Annotated in this window: 18 protein-coding genes and 1 tRNA gene; 10 read left to right on the forward strand and 9 right to left on the reverse strand. The window is 66.2% G+C overall.

Annotated elements, in window-relative coordinates:
- Window positions 1-4: 4 nt before the first annotated feature.
- Complete coding sequence (locus tag AB431_RS08350) at window positions 5-2,101, forward strand: ATP-dependent DNA helicase UvrD2 (protein ID WP_162489409.1); 2,097 nt, start codon at window positions 5-7, stop codon at window positions 2,099-2,101.
- 1 nt (window position 2,102) lies between these two features.
- On the opposite strand, the gene AB431_RS08355 is transcribed toward AB431_RS08350, so the two are convergent.
- Window positions 2,103-2,522: a hypothetical protein gene (locus AB431_RS08355; protein WP_047329540.1), complete on the reverse strand. Its 420-nt coding sequence runs from the start codon at window positions 2,520-2,522 to the stop codon at window positions 2,103-2,105.
- A gap of 109 nt (window positions 2,523-2,631) precedes the next feature.
- Complete coding sequence (gene tpx / locus AB431_RS08360; RefSeq protein ID WP_047329541.1) at window positions 2,632-3,129, reverse strand: thiol peroxidase; 498 nt, start codon at window positions 3,127-3,129, stop codon at window positions 2,632-2,634.
- A gap of 266 nt (window positions 3,130-3,395) precedes the next feature.
- Here tpx and AB431_RS30775 point away from each other — a divergent pair, with 266 nt between their 5' ends.
- Both AB431_RS30775 and AB431_RS08365 read left to right on the forward strand, forming a co-directional pair.
- Window positions 3,396-3,557 (forward strand): hypothetical protein, encoded by a 162-nt coding sequence (locus tag AB431_RS30775; RefSeq protein WP_158423526.1) that lies wholly within the window; start codon window positions 3,396-3,398, stop codon window positions 3,555-3,557.
- 137 nt (window positions 3,558-3,694) lie between these two features.
- Window positions 3,695-3,964 carry a WhiB family transcriptional regulator gene (locus tag AB431_RS08365; RefSeq protein WP_047329542.1) on the forward strand — a complete coding sequence of 90 codons (270 nt, stop codon included), beginning with the start codon at window positions 3,695-3,697 and terminating at the stop codon, window positions 3,962-3,964.
- A 21-nt stretch (window positions 3,965-3,985) separates the two neighbouring features.
- Here the strand turns inward: AB431_RS08365 and AB431_RS08370 are convergent, their stop codons facing one another.
- The 3 genes from AB431_RS08370 to AB431_RS08380 form a co-directional block, all read right to left on the reverse strand.
- A complete protein-coding gene (locus tag AB431_RS08370; RefSeq protein WP_047333214.1) occupies window positions 3,986-5,353 on the reverse strand; it encodes an AarF/ABC1/UbiB kinase family protein in 1,368 nt (455 codons plus the stop codon).
- A gap of 1 nt (window position 5,354) precedes the next feature.
- The gene (locus AB431_RS08375) at window positions 5,355-6,161 is read right to left on the reverse strand and encodes a TOMM precursor leader peptide-binding protein (protein ID WP_047333215.1); all 807 of its coding nucleotides are present in this window, start codon (window positions 6,159-6,161) and stop codon (window positions 5,355-5,357) included.
- Between the two features lie 101 nt (window positions 6,162-6,262).
- Window positions 6,263-7,621: a zinc-dependent metalloprotease gene (locus AB431_RS08380; RefSeq protein WP_047329543.1), complete on the reverse strand. Its 1,359-nt coding sequence runs from the start codon at window positions 7,619-7,621 to the stop codon at window positions 6,263-6,265.
- 96 nt (window positions 7,622-7,717) lie between these two features.
- Here AB431_RS08380 and AB431_RS08385 point away from each other — a divergent pair, with 96 nt between their 5' ends.
- The 3 genes from AB431_RS08385 (at window position 7,718) to AB431_RS08395 (ending at window position 12,782) form a co-directional block, all read left to right on the forward strand.
- Complete coding sequence (locus tag AB431_RS08385; protein ID WP_047329544.1) at window positions 7,718-8,740, forward strand: PDZ domain-containing protein; 1,023 nt, start codon at window positions 7,718-7,720, stop codon at window positions 8,738-8,740.
- 103 nt (window positions 8,741-8,843) lie between these two features.
- On the forward strand, window positions 8,844-11,849 hold the full coding sequence (locus AB431_RS08390; protein WP_047329545.1) for a UPF0182 family protein: 3,006 nt from the start codon (window positions 8,844-8,846) through the stop codon (window positions 11,847-11,849).
- Window positions 11,850-11,870: 21 nt separating this feature from the next.
- A complete protein-coding gene (locus tag AB431_RS08395) occupies window positions 11,871-12,782 on the forward strand; it encodes a ribonuclease Z (protein WP_047329546.1) in 912 nt (303 codons plus the stop codon).
- Here AB431_RS08395 and AB431_RS08400 read toward each other — a convergent pair.
- Window positions 12,779-13,417, reverse strand: a complete 639-nt coding sequence (locus AB431_RS08400; protein WP_052960233.1) for a hypothetical protein — start codon at window positions 13,415-13,417, stop codon at window positions 12,779-12,781. The two genes, AB431_RS08395 and AB431_RS08400, sit on opposite strands and share 4 nt — an antisense overlap.
- Window positions 13,418-13,590: 173 nt before the next feature.
- Between AB431_RS08400 and AB431_RS08405 the strand changes: the two genes are divergently transcribed.
- Window positions 13,591-13,664 (forward strand) — tRNA-Met (locus tag AB431_RS08405).
- A 484-nt stretch (window positions 13,665-14,148) separates the two neighbouring features.
- On the opposite strand, the gene AB431_RS08410 is transcribed toward AB431_RS08405, so the two are convergent.
- Window positions 14,149-15,108 carry a hypothetical protein gene (locus AB431_RS08410; protein ID WP_047329547.1) on the reverse strand — a complete coding sequence of 320 codons (960 nt, stop codon included), beginning with the start codon at window positions 15,106-15,108 and terminating at the stop codon, window positions 14,149-14,151.
- 191 nt (window positions 15,109-15,299) lie between these two features.
- On the opposite strand from AB431_RS08410, the gene AB431_RS30780 reads away from it, so the two are divergent.
- The 3 genes from AB431_RS30780 to AB431_RS08425 all read left to right on the forward strand — a co-directional run bounded on the left by AB431_RS30780 (window position 15,300) and on the right by AB431_RS08425 (window position 18,468).
- Window positions 15,300-15,446 (forward strand): hypothetical protein, encoded by a 147-nt coding sequence (locus tag AB431_RS30780; protein ID WP_158423527.1) that lies wholly within the window; start codon window positions 15,300-15,302, stop codon window positions 15,444-15,446.
- 452 nt (window positions 15,447-15,898) lie between these two features.
- Entirely contained in the window at window positions 15,899-16,207 is a 309-nt protein-coding gene (locus AB431_RS08420; RefSeq protein WP_047329549.1) for a hypothetical protein, read from the forward strand.
- A gap of 149 nt (window positions 16,208-16,356) precedes the next feature.
- Window positions 16,357-18,468 (forward strand): catalase, encoded by a 2,112-nt coding sequence (locus tag AB431_RS08425; protein WP_047329550.1) that lies wholly within the window; start codon window positions 16,357-16,359, stop codon window positions 18,466-18,468.
- A gap of 19 nt (window positions 18,469-18,487) precedes the next feature.
- Here AB431_RS08425 and htpG read toward each other — a convergent pair whose 3' ends face one another.
- Together htpG and AB431_RS08435 are read right to left on the reverse strand one after the other, a co-directional pair.
- Window positions 18,488-20,419 (reverse strand): molecular chaperone HtpG, encoded by a 1,932-nt coding sequence (gene htpG, locus AB431_RS08430; RefSeq protein ID WP_047329551.1) that lies wholly within the window; start codon window positions 20,417-20,419, stop codon window positions 18,488-18,490.
- Window positions 20,420-20,508: 89 nt separating this feature from the next.
- Complete coding sequence (locus AB431_RS08435; RefSeq protein ID WP_047329552.1) at window positions 20,509-21,141, reverse strand: TetR/AcrR family transcriptional regulator; 633 nt, start codon at window positions 21,139-21,141, stop codon at window positions 20,509-20,511.
- Between the last annotated feature and the right edge of the window lie 53 nt (window positions 21,142-21,194).

Here is a 21,194-nt window from a genome sequence, read left to right on the forward strand (position 1 = left end):
GCCCATGCCGGTGACCTTCGACCATCTGACCGGCCTCGACGACGAACAGCGCGAGGCCGTGCTGGCCGCCCGGGGGCCGTTGTGTGTGCTGGCCGGCGCCGGCACCGGCAAGACGCGCACCATCACCCACCGGATCGCGCACCTGGTGGCCAACGGTCATGTGGCCGCCGGGCAGGTGTTGGCGGTGACATTCACCTCGCGCGCCGCGGGGGAGATGCGCTCTCGGCTGCGGGCCATGGACGCGCAGGACATTGGCGCCCCGGTCGGGTCGGTGCAGGCGTTGACATTCCACGCCGCCGCGCGTCGTCAGCTGCAGTACTTCTGGCCGCGCGTCGTCGGCGACACCGGCTGGCAGCTGCTGGACACCAAGTTCTCCGTCGTCGCGCAGGCGGCGAGTCGGGCCCGGCTGCAGGTCAGCACCGACGACGTCCGCGATCTCGCTGGTGAAATCGAATGGGCGAAGGCCTCGTTGATCAGCCCCGAGGGGTACGCCGCGGCGGTGGCCAAAATCCAGCGCGACATCCCGCTGGACGCCGAAAAGGTCGCGATCGTCTACGCCGGTTACGAAAAGTTGAAAGCCAACCGCGACGGGATCGCGCTGCTGGATTTCGATGACCTGCTGTTGCATACCGCGGGGGCGATCGAAAACGACGCGGCGGTGGCCGCCGAGTTCCGGGACCGCTACCGCTGTTTCGTCGTCGACGAGTATCAGGACGTCACGCCGCTGCAGCAGCGGGTGCTCGACGCGTGGCTGGGCAACCGCGACGACCTGACCGTCGTCGGCGACGCCAACCAGACCATCTACTCGTTCACCGGCGCCTCGCCGCGCTACCTGCTCGACTTCTCGCGCCAGTTCCCGGACGCGACGGTGGTCCGGCTGGAACGCGACTACCGGTCCACGCCGCAGGTGGTATCGCTGGCCAACCGGGTCATCGCCGCGGCGCGCGGCCGGGTGGCCGGCAGCAAGCTGCATCTGATCGGTCAGCGTGAGCCGGGTCCGTCGCCGACCTTCCACGAACATCCCGACGAGGTCGCCGAGGCGGCATCGGTCGCGCGTTCGATCAAGCGGCTCGTGGAATCCGGAACGCCCGCAGCCGAAATCGCGGTGCTGTACCGCATCAACGCCCAATCCGAGGCGTACGAAGAGGCGCTCACCGAGGCCGGGATTCCGTTCCAGGTGCGTGGCGGCGAGGGCTTCTTCAGCCGTCAGGAGATCAGGCAGTCGCTGCTGGCACTTCAGCGCGCCGCCGACCGCGGCGCCGAGGGTGAGCTACCGCTGATCGTGCGACACATCCTCGAACCGCTCGGCCTCACCGACGAACCGCCGGCCGGCGCCAAGGCCCGCGAGCGCTGGGAGGCGTTGGCGGCGCTTGCCGAACTCGTCGACGACGAGGTCGCCGCCCGCCCGCAGCTGGACCTGCCTGCGCTGGTGGCCGAATTGCGGGTGCGTGCCGACGCCCGGCACCCACCGGTGGTGCAGGGTGTGACGCTGGCGTCGCTGCACGCCGCCAAGGGTCTGGAATGGGACGCGGTGTTCCTGGTCGGCGTGGCCGACGGCACATTGCCGATCTCGCACGCGCTGGCCCACGGTCCCGACAGCGAGGCCGTGGAGGAGGAGCGTCGTCTCCTGTACGTCGGAATCACCCGGGCTCGAATGCATTTGGAGCTCAGTTGGGCCCTGGCCCGCACGCCAGGTGGCCGGCAGGGGCGGCGTCCGTCACGGTTCCTCAACGGCATCGCACCGCAGACCCAGGCCGAGCCGACGCCGAGCCGGCCCCGCCGGCAGAAGGGCGCCACCCCGCGGTGCCGGGTGTGCAACGCCGTGCTCAGTACGCCGCCGTCAATCATGTTGCGCCGCTGTGAAACCTGCTCGGTCGACGTCGACGACGAGCTGCTGAACCAGCTCAAGGACTGGCGGTTGCGTACCGCCAAGGAGCTGAAAGTGCCTGCCTACGTTGTCTTTACCGACAATACCTTGATTGCGATTGCCGAGTCGCTGCCGGCCGACGATGCGGCGCTGGTGGCGATTCCCGGCATCGGCGCGCGCAAGCTCGAGCAGTTCGGACCCGACGTGCTCGAGCTGGTTCGCGCCCGGCAGTAAGTCAGCGGCCGGGCCCGTAGTTGCCGGTCCGGGTGGTGGCGTTGGTGCCGTTGTCCGCGAATCCTGAGGTGCCCCGGCCCGTGTAGCTGTTGACGTCGCCGACGCCTTGGGTTGCCGTGCCACCAGGGTGGTTGGCGGTGGCGCCGCCGCTGTAGCTTGACGGGCCGCCCACTCCGAGGGTGGCCATACCCATACCGCCCGGGTGATTGGCGGTCGAACCGCCGGAGTAGCTCGAGGGGCCACCGACACCGAGTGTCGGTCCGGAGCCTGCGCCGGTCACCGCTCCCGATTCGCCGCCGGCGTGCTCGGATGCCGCGGCGACGGGGGAGCCGCCCAGGGCGATCGCGGCGAACAACACGGCGCCAATCAGCGTCAGAAGGCGAATCGGACTGTGTTTGAGGTCATTTCGTGTCTGATCCATGCCTCAAGCATGGATGCGGGATCCGCCCGGGTCACGAGACTCATAGTGAACACAAAAGTGGCACCGACCCCGGCGGAGAGCCGGAGCCGGTGCCAACCGTCGGGGTGATTCAGGCGTTCACCGCGGCCAGCGCGGCGTCGTAGTCGGGCTCCTGGACGATCTCGGGAACGAGCTCGGTATAGACGACCTTGCCATCGGCGCCGATCACGACGACGGCCCGGCCGAGCAGCCCCGCCATCGGTCCGTCGACGAGCGTGATGCCGTAGTCCTCACCGAAGCTGCTGCGGAAAGCCGAGGCAGATGTGACGTTCTCGATGCCTTCGGCGCCGCAGAACCGGCTCTGTGCGAACGGCAGGTCCTTCGACACGTTCACGACGGTCACGCCACCGGCGCCGACACGCTCGTTGAACTGCCGGACGCTGGCAGCGCAAATTCCGGTGTCGATGGACGGAAAGATGTTGAGCACCACAGCCTTTCCGCTGAACTGGCCGCTCTCAACGTTGCCGAGATCGGTGCCGGTCAGCTCGAAGGCGGGAGCCTGGTCGCCGACGGCGGGCAGCTCTCCGACGGTGTTGATGGGGTTTCCCTTGAGGGTTATCTGTGCCATAGGAATTAGTTTCTCAGGAGCGGCGTTGCCGCTTCTGAGCGGGTCAGCCGATATGCGACAAGGCCTCCGCGTGCGTTCACTCCCGGCACGGGTCCGAGAGGTCCGACGAGGTCAAAACCGCAGGTCAGAAAATCGCTTGTGGCGAAATCGTGTTAGGGTTTAGCCTCTAAAAACGAAATCCTGTGCCGATCGATGGCTACAGGGCGGCATGACGAGAGGAGGGGCCGACGATGATCAGCAGCACTACGGACTTTGGCGTAGCTGGCATGGCGCATCGTGCGTGGTCCTTCCGTGCCGTCACGGCGACCACCGCGCATCAGGCTAATGGTGCCCATGCCGTCGGCGCAGCCGCCGCCATTTCGGCGCAGCCCAAGCGTCGCGCCAACGCCGCCCCGACGATCGCGTCCGTGGACAGGAGCTTCATCTAGGAAAGCTCCCAGACGACAGCCAACTGGCCACGGACCCGAAGTCACAAGGATCCGTGGCCTTTGTGTTTCCACCCGACTCCTGGCCCGGATCCCTCGAAAGAGAACAGCCATTCGACCAGGAAGCAGGTGAGCGAGACATGTCGACATCGACAGTCCGCCAAGAGAAGCTGCCGGTGTTGCCGTGCCACGTCGGGAATCCCGACTTGTGGTTCGCCGAGAGTCCCATGGATCTGGAGCGCGCGAAGGTGCTCTGCGGGGAATGTCCGATCCGGCGGCAATGCCTTGCCGCCGCGCTGGACCGCGGCGAGCCGTGGGGAGTTTGGGGCGGCGAGATCATCGAACGCGGCAGCATCGTGGCGCGCAAGCGGCCACGGGGGCGTCCGCGCAAGGACGTGATCGCGGCCTAGCGGGGTCGGGCCCGAGCCGGACTAATGCGCCGGTTCGGGCTCGACGAATCCCGGAACGAACTTCGCGGCCAGCTCGCGCGTGGGCACGTGGGCGTCGAGCTGGCAGGAGATCGCCACCGTCGACGCGATCACCCGCAGCGGGATCGCCAGCTTGGCCGGCAGGTCCATCGCCCGGGCGGTCTTGATCTGCTCCGACGAGACGTTCATGTTCGCTGCGGCCATCTTCTGCAGCCACCGGCGGGTGTAGTGGAACACCTCGACCTCGATCGGTTCCACGTACTGGCGCAGCATGTCGTCGATCTCGCGCACCGAGACCTGCTCGCCCTTCTGAATGAAGCCGACCCGTTCCATCGTGGGCAGCAGCTCGTCGTACTTCTTGTCGCGAGCCAGCGAGATGATCTGCCCGATCTCGATCGGCAGTCCGTTCGGCAGTGGGCCTACCGCGCCGAAGTCGATGACGCCCATCCGACCGCCGGGCAGCATCATGAAGTTCCCCGGATGCGCGTCACCGTGGATCATGCCGAGCCGTGCCGGGGCGTCGAAGGTCAGCTCGATAAGCCTTGTGCCACACAGGTCTCGCTCGTCGGGAGTGCCCTCACGGATGATCTGCGCCATCGGCACGCCGTCGATCCACTCGGTGATCATCACCTTCGGCGAACTGGCGATGACGTGCGGCACCACGAAATGCGGATGGTCCTGGTAGGCCTTGGCGAAGGCGCGTTGGTTGTCGGCCTCGAGCCGGTAGTCCAGCTCCATCTCGGTGCGTTCGATGAGCTCGTCGACCACGCCCTCCACGTCGGCGCCCGGCGCGAGCTGCTTGAACACGCTGACCAGGCGCTGCATGGTCTTCAGGTCGGCGCGCAGTGCTTCGTCGGCGCCGGGGTACTGGATCTTGACCGCGACCTCGCGGCCGTCGGACCACACTCCCTTGTGCACCTGGCCGATGCTGGCCGACGCCACCGGGGTGTCGTCGAACGACTGGAAGCGCTCACGCCACTTGGTGCCGAGCTGACCGTCGAGCACCCGGTGCACCTTCGCCGCGGGCAGCGGCGGGGCGTCTTTCTGCAGCTTGGTCAGGGCCTCGCGATAGGGCTCGCCGAACTCCGGGGGGATGGCGGCTTCCATCACCGACAGCGCCTGGCCCACTTTCATGGCCCCGCCTTTGAGCTCGCCGAGGACGGTGAACAACTGATTGGCGGCCTTCTCCAACAGCTCGGCCTGGACCTCGTCTTTCGACTTTCCGGTCAGTCGTTTGCCCAGCCCCAGCGCCGCCCTGCCGGCGAAGCCGACCGGGATGGTCGCCAGCTTGACGTTGCGGGCCGCGCGGCCTCGCTTGATGTCTGCCACCAGACCATCATCCCTGACGGCGCCCTCCTGGCAACCATCGATGTCAGCATTCACAGCGTGGATGCCGTGACCAGCGCCGAGCCGTGATGGTGTTGTTACTCACATCGACCTGCAGGGTGGTATTCAGCGTGGCCGGGGGAGCGCCGGCCGCCTCTTGTCCGCGCACCGCGGTGATGATGCGCGTGAGCTGTCCCAGGGCGACGGCGGCGGTTGCCAGCACGGTCGGACGGTCGGCGGAGCCGATCACGTCTCGTAGCTGAGCGGCCAGCGCCGGCCAGGCCCCGTCGCGGTCGGTGCGGTGCAAGTCGGCGCATGCCAGGCAGCTCGTGACGCCGGGGATCACCAACGGGCCGACCAGCCCGGCACCGTCGCGGACGCGCACCGGCAGGTGCGGAACGCCAACGGTGTGCAGGTCACGCACCAGCCGGGGATCGGCCACCAGGTAGTCGGTCAGCACGACCATGTCGGCGGCGGCTGCCGATACCGAGGCACCGGCATGGCTCGTCTGGGCAATCCGCGCCCCGGAACACCGAAGCGCGTCGACCAGCAGATCCGATAGCGGGCCGACGCCGTGCACCCGGACCGACAGCGCGCGCGAGGCGCTCGTGCGGGTACGGCACCGGACCACACCGCTGCTCACCAGCGCGTCGAGCAGTTGATCGAAGTCCTTCGCCAACCCGTGAGAGACGGCCCGCCGCCGCAGTTCGGCCTTGCCGGCGGGAATCTGCATGCCACGCAACAGCGAGGCCAACGCCGCCGGCGTCACACCGTCAGGGGGCCGGACCAGCACGGCGCGGCGTGGATCCCAGCCCACCTGCACCACATCGTCGGGTCGCAACAGCACCGGCATCGCCGGGTCGAGCGCATACAGCCGGCTCACACGCGCACTCTGGCACCACCGCGGTGCCGCGCGTCTTCAGCTATCCACAGGCCCGTCGAATCGCCGTCCGCTCAGACCTCTTTGTCGTCCTCGCCGGACTCCGTGGACTCCGTCTCCTTCTGGAACTGCTCGATCGCGGAGTCGATGTCCAGGCTGCTGGTGTCACCGCCGATGATCCGGTCGATGAACCCGGCCGGCTCGTCGAGATCCGCGGAGCTGGGCAGCAGGTCCGGGTGCTGCCAGACACCGTCGCGGGCGTCGACGCCGACGGCCTCGGTGAGCCGCTCCCACAGCACTGCGGCTTCCCGCATCTTGCGCGGCCGCAGTTCCAGGCCGACGAGCGTCGCGAAGGTCTGCTCGGCCGGTCCGGCGGTGGCCCGCCGGCGTCGCAGCATCTCCGACAACGCTGCCGTGCCGGGAATGCGGTCGCCGAGAGCGGCCGTCACCACGGTCTGCACCCAGCCCTCGACCAACGCCAGCAGCGTTTCCAGCCGCTCGAGCGCCGCGGTCTGCTCCGGGGTGGCCTTCGGTTCGAACATGCCCTGGCTGAGCAGCTGTTCCATGGCGGCGGGATCGCTCAGTGCCGCCGGATTGAAGCCCTGCGCCAGCTCCTCGAGCCCACTCATGTCGATCTTCATGCCCTTGGCGTACGCCTCGACGGCGTTCAGCAGCTGGCTCGACAACCAGGGGACATGGCTGAACAACCGGTGATGGGCCGCCTCGCGGGCGGCCAGGAACGTCAGGATCTCGCTGCGCGGCTGCTCGAGTCCTTCGGACAGGGCTTCGATGGCCTCCGGCATCAGTGCCGCCACACCCGTCGGCCCCAGCGGCAGGCCGATGTCGGTGGACGTCAGCACCTCACGGGACAACTTCCCGAGGGCCTGACCGAGCTGGGAGCCGAACGCCATGCCGCCCATCTGGGTCATCATCGCCAGCAGCGGACCGGCCATCGCCTTGGCTTCTTCTGGCAGCGACTGCGCCCACACCGACGAAATCTGTTCGGCCATCGGATCGCACAGCCGCTTCCATCGATCGAGGGTTCCGTCGACCCAGTCGTTGGGAGTCCAGGCGACAGCTCTTGTCGCCCCGGCGGGCAGCGCGGTCGCGCCGTCGAGCCAGGTGTCGGCCAGGTGCACGGCGTCGGCGATGGCGGTGCTGGTAGCCGACGGGATCGGCGCGACGAAGCCGATCGAACTCGACGCCAGTTGGCGGGCCACGTCGTAATTGACCGGTCCGGATCCGCCGGCCATCGGATTGCCGGCGCCGCTGAACATCTGGCCCAGCTTGGTGAAGATCTGGCCGAGGTCGGCCATGTTGAAGTCGCCGCCGGCGAAGCCGAACGGGTCACCGGGGCCGGAGTTCGGGTCCTTTTTCGGCTTGTCGCGGTCGGGGTCGTCTCCCGCGGAGAAGCCGAAGGGCTGGTCAGACATGTCTCAACCGTACTCATGCTGCGCTGCGGGCGGGTAACGGGCGATCACGCTGTCAGTGAACCGGGGCGGTGACGGGCTCCGTCTAATGTTGGCGGCGTGAACAGGCGGATTCTGACGTTGCTGACGGCGCTCATGCCGATCGTCGTCTTCGGCGTGCTGCTGGCGGTCGTGACGGTGCCCTATGTGTCGCTGGGCCCCGGGCCGACGTTCGACACGCTCGGCGAGGTCGACGGCAAGCCGGTGGTGGCCATCGAGGGCACCGACACCCATCCCACCTCGGGGCACCTGAACATGACCACCGTCGCCCAGCGCGACGGTCTGACGCTCGGGCAGGCGCTGACGCTGTGGGTGTCGGGTCGGGAGCAGTTGGTGCCGCGGGATCTGGTGTTCCCGCCGGACAAGTCGCGTGAGGACGTCGAGAAGGATCAGGACGCCGACTTCAAGCGGTCCGAGGACAGCGCCGAGTACGCGGCGCTGGGGTTTCTGAAGTACCCCTCGGCGGTGCGGGTGGAGAAGGTCAACGACCCCGGGCCGTCGGCAGGCAAATTGAAGGACGGCGACGCGATCGACGCCGTCGACGGTAAGCCGGTAGCGAACATCGCGGAGTTCACGGCATTGCTGAAGGCCACCAAGCCGGGCCAGGAGATCGTCATCGACTACCGCCGCAAGAACGCCCCGCCGGGCGTCGCGCGAATCACGTTGGGCAACAACCAGGACCGCGACTACGGCTACCTCGGGGTGGCCGTGCTCGACGCGCCGTGGGCTCCGTTCAAGATCGACTTCAACCTGGCCAACATCGGCGGCCCGTCGGCGGGGCTCATGTTCAGCCTGGCCGTCATCGACAAGCTGACCACCGGTGACCTCAACGGATCGAAGTTCATCGCGGGCACCGGGACGATCAACGCCGACGGCAAGGTGGGCCCGATCGGCGGCATCACCCACAAGATGCTGGCCGCCCAGGAGGCCGGCGCGAGCGTCTTCCTGGTGCCCGCCGACAATTGCGACGAGGCAAGGTCGATGCGCGACGACGGAATGGAACTGGTGAAGGTCGACACGTTGACCAGCGCGGTCGATTCCCTGCACACGCTGACCTCCGGCGGGCGTCCGCCCAGCTGCTAGCGCATTGCTGCAGGACAGCACTGCCCCCCGGATGCGTAGAGTTGTGGCCGTACTGCTGCCTCGGCGCGGCGTGGCCGCCCGACAAGACTCAGGAGCCTGACAGGTGAGTATGCGGCCCGGCGCGCGGATGCCGAAGCTGACTCGGCGCAGCCGGATTCTGATCGGTATTGCGCTCGCGGTCGTCGTGCTGTTGTTGGTGGGGCCACGACTGGTCGACGCCTACGTCGACTGGCTGTGGTTCGGCGAGCTCGGCTACCGGTCGGTGTTCTCCACCGTGGTCGTCACCCGCATCGTCGTCTTCCTGATCGCCGCCCTGCTGGTCGGCGCGATCGTGTTCACCGGCTTGGCCCTGGCGTACCGCACCCGGCCGGTGTTCGTGCCGACCGCCGGTCCCAATGATCCGGTCGCGCGTTACCGCACGGCGGTGATGGCGCGGTTGCGGTTGTTCGGCATCGGGGTGCCTGCCGTGATCGGTGTGCTGTCCGGGGCGGTGGCGCAGAGCTACTGGTCGCGGGTTCAGCTGTTCCTGCACGGCGGCGACTTCGGGGTCACCGACCCGCAGTTCGGTAAGGATCTCGGCTTCTACGCCTTCGATCTGCCGTTCTACCGGTTGGTGCTGTCCTACCTGTTCGTCGCAGTGTTCTTGGCGTTCCTGGCGAACCTGATCAGTCACTACGTCTTCGGCGGGATCCGGCTGGCCGGTCGCAGCGGCGTGCTGAGCCGCCCGGCCCGCATCCAGCTGGTCGCGCTGATCGGAACTCTGGTGCTGCTCAAGGCGGTCGCCTACTGGTTCGACCGCTACGAGCTCCTCAGTCACACCCGTGGCGGAAAGCCGTTCACCGGTGCCGGCTACACCGACATCAATGCGGTGCTGCCGGCCAAGCTGATCCTGATGGCGATCGCGCTGATCTGCGCGGCCGCGGTGTTCTCCGCGCTCGTGCTGCGCGACTTGCGAATTCCGGCGATCGGCCTGGTGCTGTTGCTGTTGAGCTCGCTGATCGTCGGGGCTGGCTGGCCACTGGTGGTCGAGCAGATCAGCGTCAAACCCAATGCGGCGCAGAAGGAAAGCGAATACATCAGTCGCAGCATCGTCGCGACCAGACAGGCGTACGGCCTGACCAACGACCATGTGACGTACCGGGATTACAGCGGCACCGCGCCGACCACCGCGCAGCAGGTGGCCTCCGACCGGGCGACTACGTCGAACATCCGGGTGCTGGACCCGACGATCATCAGCCCGGCGTTCACCCAGTTCCAGCAGGGCAAGAACTTCTACTACTTCCCCGACCAGCTGTCTATCGACCGCTACCAGAGCGCCGATGGGGAGCTGCGTGATTATGTGGTCGCCGCCCGTGAACTCAACCCGGACCGGCTGCAGGACAACCAGCGGGACTGGATCAACCGGCACACCGTCTACACCCACGGAAACGGCTTCATCGCCTCGCCGGCCAACACGGTGCGCGGAATCGCCAACGACCCCAACCAGAATGGTGGTTATCCCGAATTCCTGGCCAGCGTCGTCGGGGCCAACGGCAATGTCGTCTCGCCCGGGCCGGCCCCGCTGGATCAGCCGCGTGTCTATTTCGGCCCGGTCATTTCCAACACCGCGGCCGACTACGCGATCGTCGGCAAGACCGGCGCCGACCGCGAGTACGACTACGAGACCAACACCGACACCAAGAACTACACCTACACCGGCGCCGGTGGTGTGCCGATCGGCAACTGGCTGGCGCGCAGCGTGTTCGCCGCCAAGTTCGCCGAGCGGAACTTCTTGTTCTCCAACGTGATCGGCAACAACAGCAAGATCCTGTTCAACCGCGACCCCGCGCAGCGGGTGGAGGCGGTGGCGCCGTGGCTGACCACCGACAGCACGGTGTACCCGGCGATCGTCAACAAGAAGATGGTGTGGGTCATCGACGGCTACACCACGCTGGACAACTACCCGTACTCGGAGTTGACCTCGCTGTCGTCGGCCACCGCGGACTCCACCGAGGTGGCCGTCAACCGGCTGGCCCCGGACAAGCAGGTGTCCTACATCCGTAACTCGGTCAAGGCCACCGTCGACGCCTACGACGGCACCGTGACGCTGTACGCACAGGACGAGAGCGACCCGGTGCTCAAGGCGTGGATGGCGGTGTTCCCGGGAACGGTCAAGCCGAAGAGTGAGATCTCACCGGATTTGGCTGCGCACCTGCGCTATCCGGAGGATCTGTTCAAGGTGCAGCGCATGCTGCTGGCCAAGTATCACGTCGACGACCCGGTGACGTTCTTCTCCACCTCGGACTTCTGGGACGTGCCGCTCGACCCCAACCCGACCGCGAGCAGCTACCAGCCGCCGTACTACATCGTCGCCAAAGACCTTGCCCGCAACACCAATTCATCCTCGTTCCAGTTGACCAGCGCCATGAACCGGTTCCGGCGCGACTTCCTGGCCGCCTACATCAGCGCCAGCTCCGATCCCGAAACCTATGGGCGGATAACCGTTCTGACGATTCCGGGTCAGGTCAACGGTCCGAAGCTGGCGTTCAACGCGATCAGCACCGACACCGCGGTCAGTCAGGACCTCGGTGTGATCGGACGGGACAACCAGAACCGAATACGGTGGGGCAATCTGCTCACGCTGCCGGTGGGGCAGGGCGGGCTGATCTATGTGTCCCCGGTGTATGCCTCACCGGGCTCCAGTGACGCCGCGTCGTCGTACCCACGGTTGATCCGGGTGGCAATGATGTACAACGACAAGGTCGGCTACGGCCCGACGGTCAGCACCGCGCTGGACGGCATCTTCGGTGCCGGCGCGGGCGCGACGGCCACCGGTCCGGCACCGGCCACCGGGCCGGGCAGTCCGCCGCCGGGCTCGCGCCCGCCGGCAGCTCCACCCGCTCCGGTCCCGGGCAGCGCACCGGAGGTACCCACTCCGCCGGTCGCGGTGACCCCCGCGACCCCGGGTGTCCCGACGACATTGTCGCCGGCGAAATCCGCTGCGCTGACCGATGTCGAGACCGCGTTGGGTGCGGTGCAGGAGGCGCAGAAGAACGGCAACTTCGCCGAATACGGTGATGCGCTGCAACGCCTTGACGACGCGATGAAGAAGTACGAGTCGGCTAAATAACAAGTACGGCGAAGTCCAGGCATGCGTGAGTTGGTTGTGCTCGGCACCGCCAGCCAGGTGCCGACGCGCTACCGCAACCACAACGGCTACCTGCTGCGCTGGGATGACGAGGGCCTGCTCTTCGATCCCGGCGAAGGCACCCAGCGCCAGATGACGCTGGCCGGGGTCCCCGTCAGTGCGGTGAACCGGTTGTGCCTCACGCACTTTCACGGCGACCACTGCCTCGGGGTGCCCGGTGTCATCCAGCGGGCGTCGCTGGACCAGATCGACCATCCGCTCGTCGCGCACTTTCCGGCGTCTGGCCGCGCGTACTTCGACCGGCTGCGACACGCCTCGGTGTTCTACGACCGGGTCGACGTGCGCCAGGAGCCGGTCGAGGGCGACGGGACGGTTGCTGTCGGCGCGTTCGGGGTCCTGGAGGCGCGTGCGCTCGAGCACTCGACCGATGTGTTCGGCTACCGGCTGGTCGAGCCCGACGGCCGGCGATTCGTGCCGGAGTTGTTGTCCCGCTTCGGGATCAGCGGGCCCGATGTCGGCGAGCTGGATCGGACCGGATCCCTGCGGGTGGGGGACCGGGCGGTCGACGTGGCGGAGGTCAGTGAGCCGCGACGCGGGCAGCGGTTCGCCTTGGTGATGGACACCCGGCTCTGCGACGGGGTGTACGCACTGGCCGATCGTGCCGACCTGTTGGTGATCGAGGCGACCTTCCTGACCGAGGACGAGGATCTGGCGCACCTGTACGGGCACCTGACGGCTCGGCAGGCGGCTGCGGTCGCCGCGGAGTGTGGGGTGCGCACACTGGTGCTCACGCACTTCTCAAAGCGCTACACCGACGCCGCCGATCGGTACGCGGACGAGGCCGCCGCGGTGTTCTCCGGCGACATTGTGGTAGCCGAGGATCTGATGCGGGTGCCGGTGCCGCCGCGTGCTTAGCGAGTGGACAGCCCGACGCGCAGTGCGATGGCCTGCTTTTGGCCGACGTTGGTGATGAAGTCCGCCGGGGCGGGCTGGCCAGGTAGGCCGTCGAACTCCACGCGGGCAAGCGTCGAGCCCTCGGTGAACAGCAGCACCGACACCGACTTTTTGCCGTCGAGGGAGTTACCGGAGACGACGGTGCCGCCGGTACCGACGATGGACGGCTGTGGTGGGCCGGGCGTCACCGCCTTTTCCAGGCTGGCCTGGGCTTCGGCAAGTGCCGACGGGCCCGCGGCAGGGTCGTCGAGCGCCACGAGCAGGATGCTGACGGCCTTGGTCTGGTCCTGGTTGACCAGGAGCACCTCAGCGCCGGGACGGCTGTCGGGGTTCGGGGTCGGCGGTTGGTCGATGAAGGTATCGCCGGTGCCCGAGATGTCGCGAGCTTGCAGCAGCAGGCGAGGGTAGTCGACCGGGGCGGCGGCCGGCTTGGTGCTTGTGGTCGTTGTGGACGCGGACACCCCGGGAAGCGCTGGGATCGACGCGGCGGGTTGGCTTGTGTTGACACCGGATTGGTTGTCGCAGCTGGTGACCCCAAGGGCCACCGCGGCGATCATCGTTAGTGCGGCGAAGCGGGTGGCGTGTTGTCGTTTCATCTCCTTCGAGCCTGTCGACTTCGGCTGCGAGACGCAAGTGAATACCGGGGGCATGTGACGAACTCGTGACGGGGTGCTCACCACGCACGACATCGTTTCGAGGGCAACGATTGTGCCTCTGAGCACCCGATTTGGAAGCATTGGTCGACGTTGGGTAACGTTGCGTTCACCGACGCGGGGTGGAGCAGCTCGGTAGCTCGCTGGGCTCATAACCCAGAGGTCGCAGGTTCGAATCCTGTCCCCGCTACTAAATGGGAACGGCCCTCGGAGATTTCTCCGAGGGCCGTTTTCTGTCCAGGAGTCTGACGACTGATCCCGCGGCTTCTTCGGCGACTCGACGTCCTACGTTGCGAGAACGAAAGTCAACAGAGCTCGAATGCGGGATTACCTGGTATCGACGCGGCAGCTGCGGATCTGTCCCCGTCCGATGACTCGATCTCCGTTGCGGAGTTGTGCTTTTGACCCACTCGGGTCGGAGACCGCCGAATAGACCTCCCGAGCCGTCTGCTCGTCAAGCGAGGCGATCATGCAGGCGATCGCCTTCTGCGTTTCCTGGTCCCCGAGCCGTTGCGCCGTGGGGCTCAGTGCCGGTGTGGGGTTCAGTTGCTTCGCGGTAGCGGGCCTCGGCGGCCGGACGGATCGCGGCGCGTCGACCTCCGCCGTGTGGTCGGGCAGAAGTATCCCCGCGGCCCAATGGACCGCGGGGATATTTGACGTATTGAGGAGTCGGCTCAGCCGATGCCCACAACTTCCTGCGCGATGGCGGCGACGCGGGCCTGCGCGGCCGAGACGACACCCTGGCGGTCTTTGTGCGCCTCCTCGTAGGCGAGGATCGCGCGGACGTCGGACGGGGTGCTGAGGTCCTTGATCTCTGCGACGGCCTCAGACACGTTGAGCGTGTCGTAGTCGGCGATCGGCAATTCCTCGACCTCGAGCACGCCGGCGGCGCTGCGCATCGAGTGCAATGCATCGGCTGTCTGCCCCGCGCCCTCGCTTCTGGTGACCCGCTCCGCGGTGGCCAGCGCGGCGTCACGCGAGGCGGTCAAGGTCTTGGCCGCGACATCGCCGGCGTGGGCGCCACGGCTCAGCAGTTCGCCGAGTGCCGGGGGAGCCGAGCGCACGGCGTCGACCGCGCGATTGAGCCCCTGCGCCGACCACTGCATCGGTGCGCTCACGACCTTCACCGCGACTCCGGTCGCGACCTGCACCGGGGTGCGGCGCAACGCGGCCGGCCCGCCGAGCGCGTGTTCAGCCAACACCGTCGTCAGCCACTCGACCGTTGCCGAATGCGCTTCCATCAGGCGGTCGGCCAGCTTCTCGATGTCGGAATCGCCCAACGAGACTGCGAGCGCCTTGATGTAGCGGGACCGGTCCAGCAGTTGGTGCTCCAGCGCGAGGTCGCCGAGCAATGCCTCGCCGAACGGCTGCGCCTGCTCGGTCAGTGCCTTTACGGCGGCGCTGGCGCGGCCGAGCATCGGGCCTACGACATCGGGCAGTCCACCGAGTCCGCGGATCGCAGCCTCGATCGCTTCCGCCCGCTCGCGGCCGTTCTCGGCATTCTGTGTGAGCTCACGGCGGACCGCCTCGGTACGGGCCTGAGCCACCCGGGTCTCGGCGACCTGAATCTCGGTATTGGTCAGATCGAGCACAGTGCGGAGTTGGCCCACCACAGTGCTGGTAGTGAAAGTCATAGAAATTTCGCCCTTTCGGCGTTGACGTCTTGCGTAGCGCAGTACGCGCCGCAACTCACCGACTACCCAGCCTGTGCTGGGGACAACCGCAATTGTGACCGGATCGTCAACGAAACTCTGCTCCCCGCAACGACGTTTCTTTGGTCATTGCTCGGGTACGACTGCGACGAGAGCAAGAGGAGAGGACCGATATGGCGGCCAAAACACCAGCTACCAGCGAATCCGGCGAAGTTCGGGACCCCGACAGCCGGTCAGGGCAGGTCGATCCGCGCAACACCGACCATCCGACCGGGGCCGAGCAAGCCGACGAGAACGCCGCCAACGAGTCTGCGAGTTAGTCGATTCGCCCCGACGTTCCACTATAAGAACCTGAAATGCTTGCGGCGCATAATCGTCCGTGCACAAATGGGCCGCGTGCGTTTTACTCAAAGATGAAAATGATTGTGAAATAACACTTTCCGTGTTCTGAACACCGCGATTAGGTGATCGGTCTATTCACGAGTAGTGTTTACAGCGTTGGTACTACAGCAGGTTGGTAGCAACGAACGTCCGGAGCGGTCTTTTCCGATATGCCGTGAGCCTCCGCTCGATACCGGACATCATCCAAGCCAGTAACAGTATGTGAGCGCTCATCGCGCCTCCGCTGTGCATCTGCGTGGCTAAGTGACATTCGCACGATTCGGCAGGCAGCCGATCAAGCTGCTGCTGAAGCGAATCACCCATGCCGATGCCGTTTGCAGGCTAATTCCCGCTGCGTCGATACTTCGACCGGCGTCCAAAGGAGTACTACATGACCACCGAGAATCCCACCGCTGCACGCCGTCCCGCGACTGCGCCTTACAACGACACCGTCGGCCACGTTGCGCCCGTCAAGCGGGGCGACGAGACCAAAGCTGCTTTCAAGACAACGGAATTCATCGCTTACGTCGTCGCAGTCATCGGCGTCCTCGTCGCGTCACTCATTGTCGGTACCACCGATGCGCACGAGGATTACTTCCGTGCTGACCGGGCATGGTTCCTGGTCGTGCTCCTGAGCATCGGCTACATGGTGAGCCGCGGCCTGGCGAAGTCCGGTAGCCGCCACCACAACGACGGCTAATCCCAGCAGGTTCTCCGTTTGACGATTGTCCCCGTCATTGCCCAGTGCAGTGGCGGGGACATTCCTATCCGCCGGTTTCGCCTGCGGGATTCGGGTATTCCCGGCTTATCCAGGGTCCCTTGGCCCGCATCACCAACCCAGGAGGACTCATGCCGCCCCGCCGCAAGCCCGATCAAACCGCCCCCAAACCGTCGAGCCCGACCGGCAACACCAATGGTGAAGCCGGCGATCTGGATGCTCGTGCCCAGTCGGGGAGATATCTGACCACCGCCCAAGGACTGCGGCTCCCCGACACCGACCATTCGCTCAAAGCCGGCCCTCGGGGTCCGTCGCTGCTCGAAGACTTTCACCTGCGGGAGAAGATCACGCACTTCGATCACGAGCGCATCCCCGAGCGTGTCGTGCACGCCCGCGGCGCCGCAGCCCACGGCGTCTTCGAGTCCTACGGCGTCGCCGGGTATGTCACCAAAGCCGGCTTCCTCGGCAGGAAGGGCAAGAAGACAGACGTGTTCTGCCGCTTCTCGACGGTTCTGGGTTCGCGTGGATCGGCCGACACCGTGCGTGACACCCGGGGCTTCGCGGTCAAGTTCTACACCGACGAAGGCAACTTCGATCTGGTCGGCAACAACATGCCGGTGTTCTTCATCCAGGACGGCATCAAGTTCCCCGACGTCATCCACGCCGCCAAGCCCCAGCCGGACCGCGAGATCCCCCAGGCGCAGTCGGCTCACGACACGTTCTGGGACTTCGTGTCGCTGCACACCGAGGCCACCCATCACGTCATGTGGAACATGAGTGATCGCGGTATCCCGCGCTCCTTCCGGACGATGGAGGGGTTCGGCGTCCACACCTTCCGCATGGTCAACCGGAAGGGCGCGACCAGCCTGGTCAAGTTCCACTGGAAGCCAGTGGCCGGCGTGCACTCGCTGGTCTGGGAAGAGGCGCAGATCGCAGCCGGGTGTGACCCCGACTTCCACCGCCGCGACATGGCCGACGGTATCGAGGCCGGCGCGTACCTCGAGTACGAGCTCGGCGTTCAGGTGATGCCCGATGACGGCACGGACAGCTTTGCGGGCATCGATCTGCTCGACCCGACGAAGCTGGTCCCCGAGGAAATGGTGCCGGTGCAACTCATCGGCAAGATGACCCTGAACCGCAATCCGACGAACTACTTCGCCGAGACCGAACAGGTGGCATTTCACACCGGCAACCTCGTGCCGGGTATCGAACCTACCAACGACCCGCTGATGCAGGCCCGTCTGTTCTCCTATCTCGACACCCAATTGACTCGTCTCGGCGGACCCAATTTCACCCAGCTGCCGATCAACCAGCCGCGCTGCCCGGTGAACGACATGCTGCGGGATGGCATGCACCAGACGGCAATTCACACCGGGCAGGCACCTTACCGCCCCAACAGCATCGACGGTGGGGAGCCTTTCGTCGCTGACGCCGACGAGGGCGGGTACGTGCAGACCCCCCGGCAGGTCGACGGTCCGACGGTGCGTGCGCAGCCTGCCTCCTTCGAGGACCACTTCACGCAGGCGGCGATGTTCTACCGCAGCCTGACCTACATCGAGCAGGCGCACATCATCGAGGCGTTCACCTTCGAACTCGGCAAGTGCTACGAGCAGGCGATCAAGGAGCGGCAGCTCGAAGTGCTGGCCAACGTCGACACCGACCTGTGCAAGCAGGTGGCGATCGGCCTCGGCCTGCCCGCGCCGAAAGGCAAACCACCGCAGGACGTTCTCGAGTCGCCGACGCTGTCGCAAGTCATCGACACGCCTGGACCGATCGACGGCCGCAAGATCGGGATCATCGCCGGTGCCGACTCCGACCTGGCCGGTGTGGCCAAGCTGGTCGCAGCGATTCAGCGGTTGGGGGCGACCCCGCTGGTGACCGCGCCGTTGGGTGGTGTGCTCAAGTCCGGGCGCCGCAGCGTGATCGTCGAACGAACCTTCCTGACCGCGCGGTCCATCGAGTTCGACGCGATCGTCATCGCCGCCGGGACCAAGCCGAGCCGCGACATCAAGCTGATCGTGTTGCTACAGGAGGCCTTTCGGCACTGCAAGGGCATCGCGGCGTGGGGTGACGGTACCGACGCACTTGCCGCGGCGGGTATCGATCTCGATTCCCCCGGCGTCCTGGTCGCCGACTCGGTAGACAGGGCCTTCACAACAGCGTTGGCCGATGCGGTCGGTCTGCATCGGGTGTGGGAGCGCGCCGTGGATGTGATGGCCTCCGCGGTCGCGCCGGTGCGGTGAGTCTCGTCCGGAGGATGACCTAAACAGTGCGCGCCAGCCGCTCCGCCAGCAGCCCTGCGAACTTCGCCGGGTCATCCAGCGTGCCGCCCTCGGCCAGGAGGGCTGTGCCATAAAGCAACTCAGCCGTCTCGGCCAGCGCGGCATCGCCTCCACGAGCCGCAAACCCGTCACGCAACCCGGTGATCAACGGATGGCTCGGATTGAGCTCGAGGATGCGTTTCTCGGCGGGGACGGTCTGTCCCGAGGCCTGCAACATGCGCGCCAGCGCGGGAGTGATGCCGAAACTGTCGGTGATCAGGCACGCCGGCGACTCGGTCAGGCGCGTGGACAAGCGCACCTCTTTGACGTGGTCGGCCAGGTTCTCCTTGAGCCACTCGAGCAAACCGGAGAACTCCTGCTCTAACTGCGAGCGTTCGGCTTCGCGCGCGCTCTTGTCTTCCTCGGAGTCGAGGTCCACCTCTCCCTTGGCCACCGACTGCAGCCGCTTGCCGTCGAATTCGGGCACCATGTCCACCCAGACCTCGTCGACCGGATCGGTGAGCAGCAGCACTTCGTAGCCCTTGGCTTTGAACGCTTCCAGGTGCGGGGAACTCAGGAGCTGCTGCCGCGATTCGCCGGTGGCGTAGAAGATCTGGTCCTGACCGTCCTTCATGCGCTCGACATACGCGGCCAGCGTGGTGAGCTCTTCGTCGCTGTTCGTCGAGGCGAACGACGACACCGCCAGCAGCGTGTCCTTGTTGTCGACGTCGGAGAGCAGGCCCTCCTTGAGAACCCGGCCGAATTGCCCCCAGAACGTCCGGTAGTCCGCCGGCCGCTCGCTCTGCATCTCCTTGATCGTCGAGAGCACCCTTTTGGTGAGCCGCCGGCGGATCGCCTTGATCTGACGATCCTGCTGCAAGATTTCACGAGAAACGTTGAGCGACATGTCCGCCGCGTCGACGACGCCCTTGACGAAGCGTAGATACGGGGGCAGCAATTCCTCACAGTCGGCCATGATGAACACCCGCCGGACGTAGAGCTGCACACCGATGCGGGCCTCGGAGTTGAACAGGTCGAACGGTGCATGCGACGGGATGAACAACAGCGCCTGGTACTCGAACGTGCCCTCGGCCTTCATCGGGATGACCTCGAGCGGGTCGTCCCAGGCGTGCGCGATGTGCTTGTAGAACTCGGTGTACTCCTTTTCGGAGACTTCATCTTTGGGTCGCGCCCACAGGGCCTGCATCGAATTGACGGTCTCCGTCTCGACGGTGACCACCTCGTCGCCGCCGTCCTCGGTCGCGGCGCTGCGTCGCTCGACCTGCATCCGAATCGGCCAGCCGATGAAGTCCGAGTACTGCTTGACCAGCGACCGAATCTTCCATTCCGCGGTGTAGTCGTGCAGCTCGTCCTCGGCATCCTCGGGCTTAAGGTGCAAGGTGACCGCGGTGCCCTGCGGCGCGTCATCGACGGCGGCCACGGTGTAGGTTCCCTCGCCGCTGGATTCCCAGCGGGTTGCCGAACTCTCGCCAGCCTTACGGGTGAGCAGCGTGACTTTGTCCGCCACCATGAATGACGAGTAGAAGCCGATGCCGAACTGGCCGATCAGTTCCTCGGAGGCGGCAGCATTCTGGGCGTCCTTGAGTTGCTGGCGCAGTTCGGCGGTGCCGGATTTGGCCAGTGTGCCGATCAGGCCGACGACCTCGTCGCGGGTCATCCCGATCCCGTTGTCGCGGATCGTCAGTGTGCGCGCGTCTTTGTCGATGTCGATCTCGATGTGCAAATCGGAGGTGTCGGCGTCGAGGTCCTTGTTCCGGAACGCCTCGAGGCGCAGCTTGTCCAGTGCGTCGGAGGCATTCGAGATCAACTCCCGAAGGAATGAGTCCTTGTTGGAGTACACGGAGTGGACCATCAGGTCCAGCAACTGGCGGGCCTCGGCCTGAAACTCCAACTGCTCTACGTGTTCAGTCATGGTGAATCCGTTCGAGTAACGACAACTGATGCCGGCGAGATTTTAGCGAGCCGCTACCGGTCGCCGATCGCCAGCCGACCTCGGTGCTGCTAGGCGGTCAACCCCAATAGCGGCGGCACGAGGTATCGCCGCGCGAATGACCGCAAGGCATCATCATCGCCGAGCGCGACGTTCTGCGACGGCGTCAGCACGAACGACACGATGACCCGAACCGTGACCTCCGCGACCTCGAGCAGCTCGAGCTGTGTGCGGCTGTCGTTGGGCAATGCCACCGCCAGTTGGTGCGCCAGGAACGATGAGGCTGTGCGGACGACGCTGTCGCCCTCGACGGTCAGGAACGGCAGCACCGTTTCGGCCTCGGTGGCCAGCAGCCGCTGCAGCAGCGCGTGGTGGCGCAACGTGTTCAGCGTGAACACGAACCCTTCCACCAGCTTGTCTTCGGCCTCGTCGTAGCCGCCCGCTTCGGCGGCCAGGTCCGACAGGAATCGCTCGAGTTCCCGCAGCAGCACCGCCTCGACGATCGCGTCCTTGTTCGCAAACGTCCGGTACAACGTCACCCGCGCCAGCCCCGACCGGCGGGTGATGTCCTCCACGGTCGAGCGGCGGATCCCGAAGAGTTCGAACTGCTTGAGCGCCGCATCGAGGATCCGTTCGGCGTTGCCTTCCGCCGATGGCGACCCGAAACGCTGCACCGCTTTGGCGAGCAGGCCGCTGTACTTCATGGCTGCAGTGTAAGGCCTGCTCGCACGCTATTGATACAAACAAACCAGGAATG

The sequence above is a fragment of the Mycobacterium sp. EPa45 genome (assembly GCF_001021385.1).
Taxonomy (GTDB): domain Bacteria; phylum Actinomycetota; class Actinomycetes; order Mycobacteriales; family Mycobacteriaceae; genus Mycobacterium.

Excerpts from the sequence above, each read along its gene's own strand:
- AB431_RS08420 (WP_047329549.1), top strand. The coding sequence starts at position 15,899 with ATGACCACCGAGAATCCCACCGCTGCACGCCGTCCCGCGACTGCGCCT.
- AB431_RS08355 (WP_047329540.1), bottom strand. The coding sequence starts at position 2,522 with ATGGATCAGACACGAAATGACCTCAAACACAGTCCGATTCGCCTTCTG.
- AB431_RS08425 (WP_047329550.1), top strand. The coding sequence starts at position 16,357 with ATGCCGCCCCGCCGCAAGCCCGATCAAACCGCCCCCAAACCGTCGAGC.
- AB431_RS08380 (WP_047329543.1), bottom strand. The coding sequence starts at position 7,621 with ATGTCTGACCAGCCCTTCGGCTTCTCCGCGGGAGACGACCCCGACCGC.
- AB431_RS30780 (WP_158423527.1), top strand. The coding sequence starts at position 15,300 with ATGGCGGCCAAAACACCAGCTACCAGCGAATCCGGCGAAGTTCGGGAC.
- htpG (WP_047329551.1), bottom strand. The coding sequence starts at position 20,419 with ATGACTGAACACGTAGAGCAGTTGGAGTTTCAGGCCGAGGCCCGCCAG.
- tpx (WP_047329541.1), bottom strand. The coding sequence starts at position 3,129 with ATGGCACAGATAACCCTCAAGGGAAACCCCATCAACACCGTCGGAGAG.
- AB431_RS08350 (WP_162489409.1), top strand. The coding sequence starts at position 5 with ATGCCGGTGACCTTCGACCATCTGACCGGCCTCGACGACGAACAGCGC.
- AB431_RS08375 (WP_047333215.1), bottom strand. The coding sequence starts at position 6,161 with ATGCCGGTGCTGTTGCGACCCGACGATGTGGTGCAGGTGGGCTGGGAT.
- AB431_RS08365 (WP_047329542.1), top strand. The coding sequence starts at position 3,695 with ATGTCGACATCGACAGTCCGCCAAGAGAAGCTGCCGGTGTTGCCGTGC.
- AB431_RS08435 (WP_047329552.1), bottom strand. The coding sequence starts at position 21,141 with ATGAAGTACAGCGGCCTGCTCGCCAAAGCGGTGCAGCGTTTCGGGTCG.
- AB431_RS08395 (WP_047329546.1), top strand. The coding sequence starts at position 11,871 with ATGCGTGAGTTGGTTGTGCTCGGCACCGCCAGCCAGGTGCCGACGCGC.
- AB431_RS08400 (WP_052960233.1), bottom strand. The coding sequence starts at position 13,417 with ATGAAACGACAACACGCCACCCGCTTCGCCGCACTAACGATGATCGCC.
- AB431_RS30775 (WP_158423526.1), top strand. The coding sequence starts at position 3,396 with ATGGCGCATCGTGCGTGGTCCTTCCGTGCCGTCACGGCGACCACCGCG.
- AB431_RS08410 (WP_047329547.1), bottom strand. The coding sequence starts at position 15,108 with ATGACTTTCACTACCAGCACTGTGGTGGGCCAACTCCGCACTGTGCTC.